A 17416-nucleotide genomic window follows, 5' to 3' on the forward strand; every position below is an offset into this window, starting at 1 on the left:
TTATTGACCTAATATATATTATTTTACTACATTTTTCTCTAATTTGCATTTATAAAACATCTTGTAATTCAATAGCAGCATCTAATTCATCCATTTCTTCTAACATAATATTATATTCTACATCATTTAACCACCCCTCTAAAAGCCTTCTCATTCTTTTAGATGGTATATAAATATTTATATCTTCTCCCTTTCTTATTGCTGATCTAAATATCCATTGTAACATTTCAGCTAGTGCAAATTTATCCTCATCAAATTCTATTCCATTGTCATTAAAGAAGTTCTTCTCTATTGGATTAATAAATCTGTTCAATATATATGCCAAATTTCTTTTTTCTGAAAATTCATTTGTTGCCCTACTATTACAAGCTACAAATCCTTTTGAATAGCCTGTTCCTTTCAACTTAGTTTCTGCTGCCTTGACAGTAGTCCACATATTATCATTAGATTTGCTTTTTGTTATATTATGAAAGTAATTATATATTGAATTTTTTATAATTTTTGCTTCATCCTTATTCATTGCTTTTAATTTTGTAGAAGATAATGAACATATTCCATCACCTATTTTATTTAAATCTCCATTATATACGTTTATCAACTTATTAAACTGTTGCCCTCCTTGTTCATAATAACTACTCAACCTATACTCGCCACCTACTCTTGATACTGATTTCAACTGATACTCTATTTCAAAAAAATCAAAATAATATTTCTGATACTGCCCATCAAACATATATGTCAATATAAATACAGTTCCAAAAGCATCAAATATATCTCTTCTTAAGAATGAAATTAATATGCTACTCTCTCCATATCTATATAATCCCCCATTAATACAACTATCCTTTATCTCTTTAAATCTTCCTTTATACTCGCTCGGACCTATCCACTTTAAGCAATTTTTATCTTCCATACTAATAAAGCTACTATTTATCATTAATTGCAAATCAAATTTATCAAACTCAACTCGCTCCATAACCTCCATACATTCATCTTGAATTAATATATAATTCTCCTTCTTTATTAGTGCTAGCATTTCATCATCAATTAATCTTAGTAAGCTGTGTGTAGTGGCTATATTGGCACCTTTTTTTAACAATTCTTTAAAACCATTTAATTTAGTTCCCTTATCATTTTTTTCATTTGGTTCATAAAACTTTCTACTATTTACATTTTTGATAACCCTATCAACTTCTGATAAAAACGGAGTAGCAAATATAACTTTTATAACTTCTGGCAATTCATCAATATATTTTATTGCCCATGAAGTTTTACCACTTCCCATTATTGAGTCTACTACTGTAATTTTAAAATCATTTTTTATATATTTTTTTAACACTTTTATCACCTCACTAAATATGTTTGTAGTGATGTGATAATGTGACTAACTTTCTGATAAATAAAATTTTTAACTGTTCTATAATGTAAAAAACAGTTAAAATAGCTTTTAAACGGCTATATTACTAGCTTTCACTCTATATCTCTTAAAGAATATATAATATATATAAAATTTTTAGGGATGAATATCCCAGTAACGAAGTTACTATATTAGGGATGAATATCCCAGTAACGAAGTTACTATTAAAAGTATTCTCTATGTTCTTTTAATAAAGTAACCAAAACTAGCCCTCATTATCATTCGGTCTTAAAAATAATATATATCTTTCTAAATATTAGCTGATATATATATTAAATAACAGCTTATCTATTGTTACTATATATTACAGCTTATCTCTTACTAATAAATAAAGGATATGAAAATAATCCATATTCTGAATAGATTCCATTTCCTAAAATAATGTAAACTCCTTATCGTCATCTTTATCTTTATATCTATCATAATAAATAGCTTTTTTACTACTATTTACACTATAACTTCTTTCTATTCCCCACGAACAGAATGCTCCAATTGTAGGAAATGGATATTTTCTGTTTTCATATCTTATATTGTAATCAGTTATAAAAGTTTCTATAGCTTCTAAAATCTCATCATCATTATAATTAACGTGTAATTTTTTCACTTGATTAATATCTTTAGCATAATTAACTTTATACTCGAACTTATACGTTTTGAAATAGAATTTTTTAAAAAATGCTATTATTTCAATAGGTTTTAATCCTTTCTTAGATAAGTCTACTTTTATATTAATTCTTTCATCTATCTCTAATGACTCTCCTCTTATCTCTATTCGTTGAAGCATAATAAATGTTTCTAATACAGTATTAACATCATAGTCTAATATTTCCGCTATCTCAAATGCAGCATCTACCATAGTATAATTTCCTCTTAATTGTAATAGCTCAAATAATATTTTTTCCTCATATTTTTTTATTTTCTTTAACTCTGAATTATTTTCTTTCAAATTAAAATATCTACTTTTTAACCTTTCAATATCCAAACTTTTATTATCCAAATTTTTAAACGTTAGTATTTTTGCCATCCTTTTTCCTCCTACTGAAGTATCTTTATTTTATTTTTATACCTCACTATATATGTCTAATAATAAACTATACTGTGACATTTCAATTTAATATAAATTTCTTAATTTCCATACCTATTGCACAATACTAAACATTAAAAATTTACATAAAAAAGAATAGCTACACTATAAGCAGCTACTCAAATTATTTTCATTATTATATTTTTCAATCATAGTATATAGATGTTTTCGTGATACACCTAGTAATTTAGCCATCTCAACTTTATTAATTTCTTTATTAATCATCTTATCATAGTATTTCTTAAAGTCTTTTGGAAGCTCCTTTTCTGGTCTACCTAATTTCTTTCCCTTAGCTCTAGCCACATCTAATCCTTGATTAATTCTTGTTATAGTCTTTTCTCTTTCCTGTTGAGCCATATGAGCCTTTATAGTAATAACAATATCAATAATCATATCATATATACTACTATCATTAGCTTTATTCCAATCACTCATATAAGGCATATCTAAAGCCACCACTCTAACTCCTTGCAGTTTAAGTTGTTTCAACTCCATTATTACATCATCAGCATTTCTTCCTAATCTATCTAAATCAGTTATAACTAATATATCATCTTTTCTAAGCTTATCCTTTAACTTACTATACTCTACTCTATTTTCAGCTTTAACAGTCCCACTTACTCTTTCTTCTATTATTTCATCAAAATTAAAACCATTAGTTATAGAGTATTGATTTAAAGTTAATACCTGTCTCTCTGTAGTTTGAGTATCTTTCTTAGTTGAAATTCTTGTATATCCAAATATCATTATTATCTCCCCACATTACTATTTTTCAGTAACTTTATTATATATTGTAACCTAAATCATATTCAACTTTAGGTAACATAATTTATAGCTAATTATACTTATATACCCAGCTATTTCCCGCTTTTTCAAGTGTAACCTTAATCAAATGATTTTTACACACTTTTTTTGTATAGAAGGAGTCATGTGTTTTCACTACTATTAGTAATCATATCTACAGTAATTAAATCTATTGGAGCTATCTTATTTTATTATCTAACACCTTTATACTAATTCTGATATAAAAACTATTCATCTACTAATTTGTCTTGTATCCAACTATATTCTCTATTATTAAGTTAATCATACTATTTTATTTATTCTAGCCATATAAGCTCTATAGCAGTTTTTATTATGGGAGTAGTATTTTCATTATCATATATATAATTACTTAAACAATCTTCATATATAGCAAATCTACTATAATTATCATCATTTCAACTTACTTATCTTAATCGTTTTAACACTATAAATTATTTAATAAATATATAGTTTAATCTAAGCTTATCTAAAGAACTTTCTCTTTATCTCTCCCCCCCCTCAAACGGGTGACCACCCATAAATATAGTTACAGCAATGCTATCTGAAATATATACAATATTTTTTAGTAATAGGTTGTAGTTTTACATATATGACGGACTTATAGGTGAAAAGATAAAAATATTATTAGGAGGTAATCAAATGAAGATTACAAAAGAATTATTAGGTTTATTTAGATACTTATTACAATATGGAGTATCATTATCAGAATTATTACAGGAAATAAGATTTTCTTACTGCTTAAGTTACCGTCAAATTGCTGATATTGTAGAACTTAGTCCTCAAAGAATCTGCGATATTATCAAAGGCAGAAGTAATATTAAGGAAGAGACTTATTTAAGGATATTATATCATTTAGATACTAAACTTAATCTAAATCACTCGGAGGTCAAACGTCATTATGCAGCAAGTTATTCAAAAAAATAATCTAACAGTAAACCAAAAACAAGCTATTGAAATGCTATCAATTGGTAAATCTATAACAGAAACTAGCTGTGAATTAAATATTGGTAGAAGTACTATTTACAGTTGGTTTGATAATAAGAACTTTAAATCAGAATTAAATAAAGCTTTAGATAAGAAACTTACTTGGTTAACATTTCAAGGATTAACAGAGATTGAGGATATATTACTTCACTCGCTAAATCCAAATCATAAGTTAAAAGCTTTTGAAATTATAGCTAAGCTATCTGAACATTTTAAAGAGGAACCAATAACTAATACTAAACATTCTAATCTTGCTAATATAACACTAGAGGAAATATTAGAAGAAGCAAATAATTTTTAAAAAGGAGTAATAAAAAATGAGTAAATTAAATAATGCTAAAATATATCAACAATCATTAAATGAACTAAATCATTTAAGAAATAAAATTGATACTGCAAATGCTAGAAAAGAAGAGCTATCTAAGAAAATAGATACTTTATCTAAAAAAATAAAAGAGAATAATGAAAAGAAAGAAATGCTGTTAGCAACAGGCGACATTAGTAAAATTTCTGAAATAAAAAAACTTACTAAATCTATAGATGGATTATTAGAAGAAAAAGCTTTCTTAACTGATATTTATAATAATTTTGTTGTTACATATCTTGCAGAAATTAAGCATGACTTAGATATATTAGTTGTTAATGGCATGCGTGATCGTAGTAAAGAATGCTTATCTATCCTAAATGATTATGCTTATGAATTTAAAAAGCTAGTTAATTCTCAATGGGATATTTATTATTCTATGACTGAAACTACTAAAGATTATCATATTCTAAATAATGAATTAAAAGCTATTTATGCTGAACTTGAAATTGAAATGGAGCCAGATGTGTATTCTGCTTTAACATATCCGAATATAACTTCTGCTATTAATATACTAAATCCACTTAGAGAAAACATGTTTAAAGGATTTATCCCTACTGAAAATAATAGTTATTTTAAATTATAATGTAATTGCCTTTTATATAATAACAAGGGAGATTTATCATATTATCTATACCTTATCATCGGGTACTATATATGAAAATCTTCCTTAATTTTTTTATTATTTCTACTTAACCTAATCATATAATCTTATTATATTATTTAAATAAATAATTAATTTTATTATATTTTCTCTCTAAATAAACAGTTGCTCCTTCATAAATATTTCTAATTATATATTCTGCTTCACTACCACCCTTTTCTAACTGTCGCACAGGAGTGCCTTTTTTGCTTAATAATTTAGTAGGTGATACTTGTCTTTTATAAAAATTATAGAATTCATTTAAAAACTCTTCTGTTGCGATTATATATAGTCTTACTGATTTACTTCCATCTCTTCTATACCTAATATTATATCCACCATCTCCATCAATATATCCTCTTAAAAATGCAGGTATTAGCTGTTTGCTTATTTTATTCGGAAACTTCATTACTAATGATTTTCTTGGAACAACACCTAGTTTAATTAAATCTTCACACATCCTTGTACTGTTAATTACAATACTACAGCTTTTATAAGTCTTATCTTTTAATCTTATATTTTTAACTCTTATTTTCTTATCTATATCACTTTCTTTAAAACTTAATGCTCTTAGAAATTTCACTAAATGTTCTCTATCACTAAGTTGTAATCCTATTTCTAAAGTTAGATATGTTTTTGCTTCTACTATGGAGCCATCTGCGCAAATAAACCCTAACCAATAAGCTTTTTCATCACTATCTATACATTTAAAATAATCTTCATTATACTCATATATTTTTAACGGATTAAACATTTCAATATCATTATCTTCTTTAAGATATTTAGCTAATGTTGTTCTTGTCATCCCAACTTTTACTGCTAATTGAGTTACTGAATATTTCTTAGTACTGTATAATTCTTTTGCAACTTCAACCCTTTTACTATTTCTAACTACATCATATTTCTGCAATATTGAAGCAGCTTTATTTCTTGATATACCAACTACCCTGCTTACTTCTTCTAAAGTACCAAAAGTTTCATTATATAACTTAATTAATTCTTTTTCATAATCCTTCATGTATTTCCCTCCATATAGTCTGGTTATGTATGAGTTCAGAGTCATGATAATTTATCTACCTATTATTGCAACATAAAACTATTACTATTGCAACATAAGTAGATAAACTGTCATATATAGTCTGTATAAAGCATTGAGCCTTCGCCTAGACACCCTTCTTATTTACTGTTTAAAACAATACTAGCTTTTTACTTATAATGCTTGTCCTACAAGTTGTCGAAACAATGCCAGTACCTACCGAGATATTAATCTCCCAAGTAACCTCCGAGCCTTTTATGGTAGCCCTCACCGTACATAACACCACTAAAGAAGGGAATAGTATATAATCGTGTTATAGTTGATTTTACTGCATTGGCTCAACTGACCTCTAGAGTTATTTATAGTTGTTCTAGTGCTTAGACAACTGACCTATAGCAATTTTAGGCAATAGGAAACTAAGCCTTGCACATCCTTCTTTTTTTTGATACCATTTAATTACGGTTTAGGTATCTCCAAGAGGGATATACAAAGTTAATTTAACAATATTTAATTGTTGCAGTTGGAGCTATTGGCGTAGCTCCTTTTGTTTTATCTTTTATTCATATTTTCTAATGGACTAAACTGTTTATAGTTTTTTCTTATATCACTTACTGTTAAATCTAAATAAGCTTTTTCAGTAACTACAACAGAACTATGACCTAATATCCTTGAAAGTGTATATATATCACCGCCACTCATTAAAAATCTTTTTGCAAAATTATTTCTTAATCCATGTGGTGTAATATTCTTACTAATACCAGCTCTTTCTCTATACACTCTAAAATTTCTTTCAAAATTCCTCACTTCAAACTTAGTGCCAGATTTAGTGCAAAATACCCTTATTTCATCATCTGTATATCTATCTTTATACTGTATCCACTTTCTTAAAATCGTCATCATTGTATTACTAAAGAATACTACTCTATCTTTTTTACCTTTAGTTATTTCTGCTGGGATTTCAATATATCTCTTTTCTAAATGCACATCTGTTATTTCTAAAGATAGTGTTTCTCCTAATCTCATTCCAGTATCCATGATCAGCTGAACTATAACATAATCTCTATACTCATGAAACTTAGTTATATCCATTACTTTAATAAGTGCCATAAAATCTTCATCTGAAATATCTTCTTTTGCTTTTCTTTTTGCTTTAAGAAATTCTATATCATCCATTGGACTTTTTTTAATTATTCCTTCGACAATACACCAATTAAAAAATACTTTCATATTCCTAATGTAATTATTAATCGTTATATTAGATATTTTCTTACCTAGGTCTTGTCTATTAGCAGGATTATTTAAAGCAACAGTTTTATCATTAGAAACATAACTATACTTACCTCGCTCTTTAGTAAACTTTAAATACTCATTTATGTGTTTATGCTTAACTCCGACAACATTTCCTATCTGATATTCTTCTTCTAGAAATTTTGAAAATAATCTTAAAGTTCCTTCATAAGAATTCATTGTCTTTTTACTTAGGCCTTTTAACTTACAATGTTCCATAAAATTTTCTATATAAACATTGATATTATTCCTTTTTATAATTTTAGGCACAAAAAAAACCTCCTTTAGTCATACGACCAAAGAAGGCTTACATTCTTAAATATTAAATTTTATTAATCTTATGATACGAAAAACAGTTTAGTGCTATAATTACAATGAATTTGACAAAACTGCAATTATATGCTCAACCGCTATATTACTGCATTTATAAGCTACTAAGATACTTTATTCTTTAATCTTAGCTTGTCAGCAATGATTGCAATAAATTCTGAATTTGTTGGCTTACCTTTTTCATTATGAACAGTGTATCCAAATAATTTATTGATAGCTTCAACTTGTCCTCTACCCCAAGCTACTTCGATAGCATGTCTTATAGCTCTTTCTACTCTTGAAGCTGTTGTATTATATTTCTTAGCGATTGAAGGATATAATTCCTTAGTTACAGCTGATAATAATTCCATATCATTAACAACCATAGTTATAGCTTCTCTTAAATACATGTATCCTTTTATGTGAGCCGGTACACCTATCTCGTGAATTATGTTTGTAATTTCAGTTTCTAAGTCAACTGGACCTCTGTTTGTTGTAATCATTTCTGTTGTTGGCATAGTTGATTGTCTTTTTACCGGTTCAGCTATGATACTATCATTGAACATTTCTCTTATACGTTTTGTAAATATATCCATATCGAAAGGCTTAACAACATAGTAGTCTGCACCTAAAGTAATTGCTCTTTGTGTTATTTTATCTTGTCCTACTGCAGATAAAACAACTATTCTTGGGAATTTAGATAAATTCATAGAATTTAATCTTTCTAAAACTCCTAATCCATCTAAATGAGGCATTATTATATCAAGTATTACTAAATCTGGTTCTTTTTCTTCAATTAACGTTAAAGCTTCACGTCCGTCTTTAGCGATTCCTGTTACAACTATATCTCTTTGATTTAATAAGTAATCATTTAAAATACTACAGAATTCTTTGTTGTCGTCAGCAATTATAACTGATATTTTATTTCCATTCATTTTTGATCTCCCTTTCTTACCCCTTATTAATTTGGCTTTCAAATAAAACTTATATTATAAGTATTTAATCCATTTGCTAATATTACTGTAATTCCTGTAAAATTAATTATATTTACTATTTTTATAACTACATTGATTATATTATAACATAAAATTTAAAATAAAAACAGTTAATTTTACATTTTCTTGAAATTTTTTTATATATTTTATATATTCTTAATATTTTTGTAATTTCGCAACATCTTTATATACGCAAATAAGTTTTTTAAATAAAAAAAGGTAAAAATCTCTAAAATCTTTACCTTTTTTATTGTTTTATCTTAATTTAATATACCTGCATCTTCTAGCATCCACTCTATATATATTCCATATCCTATATCAGGTTTATTTATTAACACATGAGTTACAGCTCCAACTATTTTATTATTTTGGATAATTGGACTTCCACTCATTCCTTGAACTATACCACCAGTTTTACTTAAAAGCTCTTCATCAGTAACTTTTATTATCATACTCTTAGGACCTGGTTTATCTTGTTGGAGAAGCTTAACTATTTCTATTTCATATTCTTTAGGACCACTATCATCTATTGTTGTAATAATGGTAGCTTTTCCTTCTGTTATTTCATTTCTATACCCTATAGACATCGGTTGATTAAACTCTGAATTAACTAAAGGAACATATGATTGACCAAAAATTCCTGAGGAAGTATTATTTTGAATATTTCCTATAGAATTTTTTTCATTTACAAATAATCCCCTTAATTCTCCTGGAGTACCTTTTTCACCTTTTCTTACGCTTAATACTGATGCAGATAAAAGTTCACCCTCTTTAATGGTAAATGTAGTATTTGTATCACCATCAGTAATTGGGTGTCCTAAAGCACCAAAAGTTTCACTATCTTTATGATAGAATGTAAGAGTTCCAATTCCCGCAGTAGAATCTCTTACCCAAAGGCCTAATTTATATTCATCGCCTTCTTTAATTAATTCTACTTCTTTATTAAATTTACATCCATCTCTTAAAAACTCTATATTTACACTGCTTGAATTATTGTTTCTTAGTATTGAACTAAGTTGTTTTGAACTTTCAATAGCTTCTTCATTTACTTTTAATAAAACATCTCCAAGCTGTATTCCTGCATTTTTTGCTGGACTAATTTCACTTCCATTAACACCATCAACTTTTGAGAAGCCTACAACCAAAACACCTTCAGTGGAAAGTTTTATTCCAACACTTGTTCCGCCAGGATATAGCTTTATATCTTCCACCTTTTGTACCGCAACTGATTTTACAGGGATAACACCTAAAAAATCTACATTTAATTTATCTTTTTTAACGTTTATTTTATTTAATATACTTGAATTTTGTATACATATATCAGATACTTCCGTACTCTCATTAACATATATCTTATCAGGTAGATGGGAAATACTAATATAAGTAATTAACGCTAATATAGCTATTGGAGCAGTTATTATGCTAAAATTTTTTATTATTTTTTTTATCATTTTATCTCCTCCTTGCTTCTCTAATATTAATTTTCCCCTATGACTTTTTTATATGCTGTAGTAACTTTGTTATATAAGTCAAAAATTATTATTTTAAAAAAAATTACATAAAAAAAATAAAACCATGCTAAATTACCATGATTTTATTTTTTACCTTAATTCTATACCTTATGTATCTAAAATGAATCTTTTTTAATTTCTTCTTTTTTTATTTCAGCAAATTTCACCATTTCTTCTGCATTTTCGATAGTAACTTCACTTATTTCGTCACCACCTACCATTTTTGCTATTTCTTTAATCTTATCTTCTCTATTTAATACTCTAATTCCTGTGAAGGTTTTGTTATCTTCAACTTTTTTAGAAACAAAGTAATGATTGTCTGATAAAGCTGCAATTTGTGGTAAATGCGTTATACATAAGACTTGATGTTTTACAGATACTTCGTACATTTTTTCACCAACTCTTTTTCCAATTGCACCACTTATACCTGTATCTATTTCATCAAAAATTAATGTTGGGATTTTATCTTTATCTACAAAGACACATTTAAGTGCTAACATTATTCTTGATAATTCTCCGCCTGAAAGAACTTTTTCCAGTGGCTTTAAAGGTTCACCTGGATTTGCTGAAACTAAGAATTGAACTTCATCATATCCTCTTGTATTCATATTTTCACTTAATTCTACATCTATTTTAATAATAGCTTTTTCAAGTCCTACATATGATAATTCTCTTTTTATTTTCTCCTCTAAAATTTCACTAGCTTCAGTTCTTATATGATGAAGCTTTTCACCGATTTTCTTCATCTTTTCTTCTAATACTTTAAGCTCTTCTTTTAACTTGTTTATTATTTCTTCCGAATTTACAAGTTCGTTATATCTTTCTTTAAGATCTTTTAAATTATCTAATATCTCTTCTATGGAGTTTCCATATTTTTTCTTATATATAGCAATAGTATAAATTCTTTCATTTATTTTTGCTAAAGCTTCTTCATCATAATGTATTTCGCTACCAATATCTCTAATTTCTCTAGTAACTTCTTCTATATTATAATATGCTTCTTCAATTTGATTTTTCTTTTCTTTTATTTTTTCAAAATGTTCTTCTACATGAGATAATTCTGATATTACTTTTGATAATCCTTCTAATACTGATATTCCTTCATTAGAAGAATTTAAATAACTATAAGACTTAACTAAGCTATTTGAAATTTTTTCTGCATTTGATAATAAATTAAATTCTTCTTTTAAATCTTCTTCTTCGCCAATTTTTAAGTTTGCTTTTTCTATATCTTCTATTTGGAACTTAATATAATCGGCTAACTTTTCTCTATCTTCATTACCTTTTAAACTATTTATTTTCTCTTGATTTTCTAAGTATTTACTTCTTAACTCTTCAAAATCATTAAGTAAATCTTTTATCTTTTCAATACAAAATTCATCTAAGTATAAAATATGAGTTCCTCTATTTAAAAGATTTTGATTTTGGTGCTGACCATGTATATCTAATAGCTTTTCTCTAATTTTCTTTAATTGAGACAATACTATGCTTCTACCATTTACTTTAATTATGCTCTTCCCATTTATAGTAGTTTCTCTAGATATAACTAACATATCATCTCTTTCAATAGAAAACTCATCTAAAACATCATAAATATCTTCATTTTCTATAGAAAATAATGCTTCTACAATAGTTTTATTTTCACCATATCTTATTTGATCCTTTGAAAACTTTCCACCTAATACATAATCTATAGTGTCTATAAGTATTGATTTCCCTGCACCGGTTTCTCCAGATAATATATTAAACCCTGTACCAAATTCAACAGATAATTCTTGAATCAACGCAAAATTTTTAATATTTAACTCGACTAGCATTGTACCCCACCTTTATAAAATTAAGAAATAACTTTTCTTACTTTTTCCATAAGCTCTATAGCCTTTTCTTCTGTTCTTGATAATACAAAAATAGTATTATCTCCAGCTATAGTTCCTGCTACATCATTAGTATAAATATTATCTATAGCTTCAGCAACTGCTGATGCTGCACCTGTAAGTGTCTTTATTACTACAAATTTATCTACTTTATCAACTGAAATAGCTGCATTAGCTAGTATACTATATAACTTATCATTTATATCTCTTTCTTCTTTTGTTGGAGCTATATATCTATATTTTCCAGATTCACTTTGCACCTTAACAAGTTTTAAAAGTTTTATATCTCTTGATACTGTAGCTTGAGTTACATCATATCCTGATCTTTTTAATTCTTCTGCTAATTCTTCTTGAGTTTCTATATCAATATTATTAATTATTTCTAATATCTTACTATGCCTTTTTGATTTCATAATTTTCTCCTTTTATCTTCTCACTAATTACTAAGAATCTTTTTCCTTAGTACTTTAAAGTAATCATAATCTTCAAACAATAAAATTTTCGCAGTTTTTTTTGCTTTACTTATAATTATTGAAGTGTTATCCTTTATTTCCATAACTTCTTGACCATCAAAAGTTACATATATTTCACCATTATAATTTTCAGATTTTATCTCTATTTTACTACTACTTTTTAAAACTATTGGTTGCATTCCTCTAGTATGTGGACATATAGGTGTTAATGTAATTACATCTACGTCTGGATATACAAAAGGACCTCCTGCTGAAAAAGAATATGCTGTAGAACCAGTAGGTGTTGCAATTATTATACCATCACCCTTAAACTCATAATAAAGTTTTCCATCTATAAAAACTTCAAATCTTGCCATTCTTGATAATGTTCCTCTTGCAATTACAACATCATTTAATGCTTTACAACTCTTTTCCTCATTTTCCATACCAACTTTACATTCTAACAGTATTCTATTTTCTATAGAATATTTTTTAGCCTTTATCTTATTTAAAGCATTGTCCAAATCTTGAATTTCTATACTTGATAAAAATCCTAAATTTCCAATATTCACTCCTAATATAGGGATATCATATCTATCATTAATATCTCTTGCTACTCCTAATAATGTTCCATCTCCACCTAAGACAATCAGTAAATCTACTTCTTCTTGAAAATCATACTTATTTAATTCATAACTATTTAGTACAATTACTTTTGATTTTGAAAAAACATAAGTAACTTTAGATATTACTAAAGACAATATTTTCCCTTCATTATCCTTTGATGGATTTATCGCAATTACAATATTATTCATCTCAATCTCCTATATCACTATCATACACCTAAAGCCAGCTTTTAAAGCTGGCTATGTGATTCATTTACAATATTATCAATTATACTTAATTCAAAATTACTTTCTTTTTCTTTATCTTTTGTAAAGTAAACTAAGTACTCTCTATTTCCTTCTGGGCCTTTAATTGGTGAATAACTTAAGCCTAAGATATTAAATTCATTTTCTATAAGGTAATTAACTATCTTTAATATTACCTCATGATGAACTTCCTTATCTCTAACCACACCTTTTTTTCCTACTTTATCTCTACCAGCTTCAAATTGTGGTTTTATTAATGCTACAACTTCACCTGTTTCCTTTAATAAATTTTTAACAGCAGGCATAATAGTTCTAAGAGAAATAAAAGATACATCTATTGATGCAAAATCTAATTTTTCACCAATATCCTCTGGAGTTACATATCTTATATTTGTTCTCTCCATGCAAACTACTCTCTCATCTGTTCTTAATTTCCACGCAAATTGGCCATATCCTACATCTACTGAAAAAACTTTGCTTGCATCATTTTGAAGCATACAATCTGTAAATCCACCTGTAGATGCACCAATATCCATACAGACTTTATCTTTTAGAGAAATATTAAATTCATTCATAGCTTTTTCTAATTTAAGTCCACCACGACTTACATATTTAAGTTCTTCACCTTTAAAAACTATATCTGCATCTATATTTACTTTTTCTCCTGCTTTATCGACTCTTTGACCATCAACAAATACTAAGCCTGCCATAATATTAGTTTTAGCTCTTTCTCTTGAGGTACATATACCTTTATCAACTAATAATATATCTAATCTTTCTTTTTTTGATGCCATTATTTTCTCCTTTACTTTTGTATATCTAAAACACTTTTTACTATTCCATCTGCATCTAATCCAGAATCTCTATAAAGATTTTTTAAATCTCCATGAGGAATAAACTTATCTTCATATCCAAGTGCTTTAAATTTACCTTTAAAGTTTAATTTATTTAACTCCATTAAAACATAACTTCCAAAACCACCACTAATGTTGTTATCTTCAATAGTTATAACATTATAACCCTTGTCACATACTTCTTTTAGCATTTCAGTATCCATTGGTTTTACAAATGTTGCACTTATAATAGTTGGATTAATATCATTGTCATTTAATAACTTTTTAGCTAACATAACATGCTGAACCATCTTTCCAACAGCTATTATTGCTATTTTTTCTCCATCTATTATCTTTTCCCATTTACCATTTTCTATTTCTTTTAATGGTTTTATATTATCTGTACAATCTGTGCCTCTTGGATATCTTATAGCTATTGGTCCTTTATTTTCTTTAAGAGCCCATTTAAGCATTAGTGATAATTCATCTAAATGTTTTGGTGCTAATATTCTCATATTTGGAATTTGGCTTAAATATGATAAATCAAAAACACCTTGATGTGTTTCACCATCTTCTCCAACTATCCCTGCTCTATCAATAGCAAAAACAACTGGTAAGTTTTGAATACATACATCATGAACAATTTGATCGTATGCTCTTTGTAAGAAAGTTGAGTACACTGCAAAAACAGGTTTTAAACCTGCACTTGCCATTCCTGCTGAAAGTGTAGTTGCATGTTCTTCAGCAATCCCTACATCAAAAAATCTATTAGGATATTCTTTTGAAAATTCTTTCAAGCCTGTACCATCAGGCATAGCCGCAGTAATTGCCACAACATTTTCATCATTTTTAGCAATATCTATCATAGTGTCACCAAAAACCTTAGAATAAGTTTTTTTACCTGACATAGCACATTCTCCACTTCCTAAATCAAATGGAGAAACACCATGAAACTTATTAGGATTTTGTTCTGCAAACTCATATCCTTTACCTTTTTGAGTTACTGTATGAATAATTACAGGACCGTGAATTTGTTTTGCCTTTGATAAAACTTCATTCATAAGCTCAATATCATGCCCATTAATTGGTCCTATATATTTAATTCCCATGTTTTCAAACAACATAGATGGAACTAATGCATGCTTTACTCCATCTTTTATTCTATGTAAATAACTGCTTATAACTTTTCCTGTATTTGATGTATTTAAAGTTGAATTTATATCTTCTTTTAATTTATTATATCCTGGTCCAATTCTTAATTTATTTAGATGATTAGATAATCCCCCTACATTTTTACATATTGACATTTGGTTATCATTTAATACAACTATCATATTGGTTTTATTAAACCCTACATCATTTAATGCTTCTAAAGCCATTCCACCAGTTAATGCACCATCGCCTATTACTGCTACAACATGATAATCTTCTTTCTTTATATCTCTAGCTCTAGCCATTCCTAGTGCAGCTGATATTGATGTACTACTGTGGCCTGTTCCAAAAACATCATATTTACTTTCGCTTCTTTTTGGAAAACCACATAGTCCATCATATTTTCTTAATGTATTAAATCTTTCTTTTCTGCCTGTCAATATTTTGTGCACATAACTTTGATGTCCAACATCCCATACAATCTTATCTTTTTCTAGATTAAAAGTTTTATATAAACTTAAAGTTAATTCTACAACTCCTAAATTAGGAGATAAGTGTCCCCCAGTCTTGGAAACACTTTCTATTAAAAATTCTCTTATTTCGTCAGAAAGCTCATATAATTCTTTGCTAGTTAAATAATGCACATCCTCCGGAGAATTTATCTTCTCTAAAAATTTTGACATACATATCATTCCTTTGTTTAATATTCTCTATCTAAAAGATTTAAAGTTAACTCTTTTAAATTCTCTGTATTTACTGATAAACTTTCTAAAATCTCTATACATTCATTAGTTAGCCTCTTGCATTCCTTTTGGCAAAACTCTAAACCATACATAGATATAAAATTAGTCTTGTTATTCTCTTCATCACTTAAAACAGTTTTTCCAAGTTTTTCTGTACTTCCAATTACATCTAGTATATCATCTTTTATTTGGAATGCTAACCCTAATTTTTCTCCAAAGACTTCAAGCTTTGAAACTTCTTCTTCCTTTGCATCACCAAGTAATGCTCCTGCTACAATAGAAACTTTAATAAGTTCACCTGTTTTCTTTGCGTGCATATATTTTAATTCATCTGCAGATATTTTTTTACCTTCGTTTATTATATCAACAATCTGACCTGCAATCATGCCGTTCATTCCAGCAGCTTCACTTATCTTATAAGTTGCTAATAAAGCATTCTTATTTACTGAGTTTAATGAATATTTAATCATAAGAGTCATTGCCTCATTTAATAATGCATCACCAGCAAGAACTGCTATATCTTCACCATATACTTTATGATTAGTTGGTTTTCCTCTTCTTAAATCATCATTATCCATACAAGGAAGATCATCATGAATTAATGAATAAGTATGAATCATTTCTATTGCACTTGCAACTTCTATAATATCCTTCCATTTGTCCTTATACATACTATAAGTTAATATCATAAGTATGGGTCTTATTCTTTTTCCACCTATGTTTATACTATAACTTGCCGAATCATATATTATTTTATTATAGCTTCCCTTATTCTCAAAGTAATCCTTTAGATAATTATTTATCTCTTCTTTAACTTCTTTAATTATCATCATCTTTCACCACTTCAATATTCTCTTTTATAGTAATAAATTTCCCTTCTAAATTATCTAAAGTTTTATAAAGCTTATTTATAAGTTTACTTCCTTTTTCGTATTCCTTCATGGCTTCTTCTAAACTTAATTCATCTTTTTCAAGTGTAGATAAAATTTCCTCTAAATTATTTAGCATATCATTATAACTTTCTTTTTTAGCCAT

The 17416-nt window shown here is 27.4% G+C and carries 17 protein-coding genes; 3 read left to right on the top strand and 14 right to left on the bottom strand.

What is annotated here, in order from left to right; genetic code table 11:
- Positions 1-49: 49 nt before the first annotated feature.
- The 3 genes from LPC13_RS05470 to LPC13_RS05480 form a co-directional block, all read right to left on the bottom strand.
- Positions 50-1339: a hypothetical protein gene (locus tag LPC13_RS05470; RefSeq protein WP_005213123.1), complete on the bottom strand. Its 1290-nt coding sequence runs from the start codon at positions 1337-1339 to the stop codon at positions 50-52.
- Positions 1340-1790: 451 nt separating this feature from the next.
- Positions 1791-2441, bottom strand: a complete 651-nt coding sequence (locus LPC13_RS05475; RefSeq protein WP_234088682.1) for a hypothetical protein — start codon at positions 2439-2441, stop codon at positions 1791-1793.
- Between the two features lie 165 nt (positions 2442-2606).
- A complete protein-coding gene (locus LPC13_RS05480) occupies positions 2607-3248 on the bottom strand; it encodes a recombinase family protein (protein ID WP_005213121.1) in 642 nt (213 codons plus the stop codon).
- 717 nt (positions 3249-3965) lie between these two features.
- Between LPC13_RS05480 and LPC13_RS05485 the strand changes: the two genes are divergently transcribed.
- From LPC13_RS05485 to LPC13_RS05495, 3 genes are read left to right on the top strand one after another with little or no spacing between them, the layout of a single operon-like run.
- Complete coding sequence (locus LPC13_RS05485; RefSeq protein WP_005213120.1) at positions 3966-4250, top strand: hypothetical protein; 285 nt, start codon at positions 3966-3968, stop codon at positions 4248-4250.
- Complete coding sequence (locus LPC13_RS05490) at positions 4225-4611, top strand: phBC6A51 family helix-turn-helix protein (protein ID WP_005213119.1); 387 nt, start codon at positions 4225-4227, stop codon at positions 4609-4611. Before LPC13_RS05485 ends, LPC13_RS05490 begins: the two co-directional genes overlap by 26 nt.
- A gap of 16 nt (positions 4612-4627) precedes the next feature.
- Positions 4628-5260 carry a hypothetical protein gene (locus LPC13_RS05495; protein ID WP_005213112.1) on the top strand — a complete coding sequence of 211 codons (633 nt, stop codon included), beginning with the start codon at positions 4628-4630 and terminating at the stop codon, positions 5258-5260.
- 133 nt (positions 5261-5393) lie between these two features.
- Here the strand turns inward: LPC13_RS05495 and LPC13_RS05500 are convergent, their stop codons facing one another.
- The 11 genes from LPC13_RS05500 to xseB all read right to left on the bottom strand — a co-directional run bounded on the left by LPC13_RS05500 (position 5394) and on the right by xseB (position 17416).
- The gene (locus LPC13_RS05500; protein WP_005213099.1) at positions 5394-6335 is read right to left on the bottom strand and encodes a helix-turn-helix domain-containing protein; all 942 of its coding nucleotides are present in this window, start codon (positions 6333-6335) and stop codon (positions 5394-5396) included.
- A 567-nt stretch (positions 6336-6902) separates the two neighbouring features.
- On the bottom strand, positions 6903-7910 hold the full coding sequence (locus LPC13_RS05505; RefSeq protein ID WP_005213098.1) for a tyrosine-type recombinase/integrase: 1008 nt from the start codon (positions 7908-7910) through the stop codon (positions 6903-6905).
- Positions 7911-8074: 164 nt separating this feature from the next.
- Positions 8075-8884 carry a sporulation transcription factor Spo0A gene (spo0A, locus tag LPC13_RS05510; protein WP_040419320.1) on the bottom strand — a complete coding sequence of 270 codons (810 nt, stop codon included), beginning with the start codon at positions 8882-8884 and terminating at the stop codon, positions 8075-8077.
- 320 nt (positions 8885-9204) lie between these two features.
- Positions 9205-10395: a SpoIVB peptidase gene (gene spoIVB / locus LPC13_RS05515; RefSeq protein ID WP_005213096.1), complete on the bottom strand. Its 1191-nt coding sequence runs from the start codon at positions 10393-10395 to the stop codon at positions 9205-9207.
- Between the two features lie 176 nt (positions 10396-10571).
- Positions 10572-12272, bottom strand: a complete 1701-nt coding sequence (gene recN, locus LPC13_RS05520; protein WP_005213095.1) for a DNA repair protein RecN — start codon at positions 12270-12272, stop codon at positions 10572-10574.
- 20 nt (positions 12273-12292) lie between these two features.
- Entirely contained in the window at positions 12293-12742 is a 450-nt protein-coding gene (locus LPC13_RS05525; RefSeq protein ID WP_005213089.1) for an arginine repressor, read from the bottom strand.
- A gap of 23 nt (positions 12743-12765) precedes the next feature.
- Positions 12766-13596, bottom strand: coding sequence for an NAD(+)/NADH kinase (locus tag LPC13_RS05530; RefSeq protein ID WP_005213087.1), 831 nt, complete (start codon positions 13594-13596; stop codon positions 12766-12768).
- A gap of 41 nt (positions 13597-13637) precedes the next feature.
- The gene (locus LPC13_RS05535; protein WP_005213074.1) at positions 13638-14447 is read right to left on the bottom strand and encodes a TlyA family RNA methyltransferase; all 810 of its coding nucleotides are present in this window, start codon (positions 14445-14447) and stop codon (positions 13638-13640) included.
- Positions 14448-14458: 11 nt separating this feature from the next.
- Positions 14459-16321: a 1-deoxy-D-xylulose-5-phosphate synthase gene (gene dxs / locus LPC13_RS05540; RefSeq protein ID WP_005213073.1), complete on the bottom strand. Its 1863-nt coding sequence runs from the start codon at positions 16319-16321 to the stop codon at positions 14459-14461.
- 17 nt (positions 16322-16338) lie between these two features.
- A complete protein-coding gene (locus tag LPC13_RS05545) occupies positions 16339-17211 on the bottom strand; it encodes a polyprenyl synthetase family protein (protein WP_040419342.1) in 873 nt (290 codons plus the stop codon).
- On the bottom strand, positions 17201-17416 hold the full coding sequence (gene xseB / locus LPC13_RS05550) for an exodeoxyribonuclease VII small subunit (protein ID WP_005213070.1): 216 nt from the start codon (positions 17414-17416) through the stop codon (positions 17201-17203). Before xseB ends, LPC13_RS05545 begins: the two co-directional genes overlap by 11 nt.

It is taken from the genome of Clostridium celatum (genome assembly GCF_021412605.1).
GTDB classification, from domain to species: Bacteria; Bacillota; Clostridia; order Clostridiales; family Clostridiaceae; genus Clostridium; species Clostridium celatum.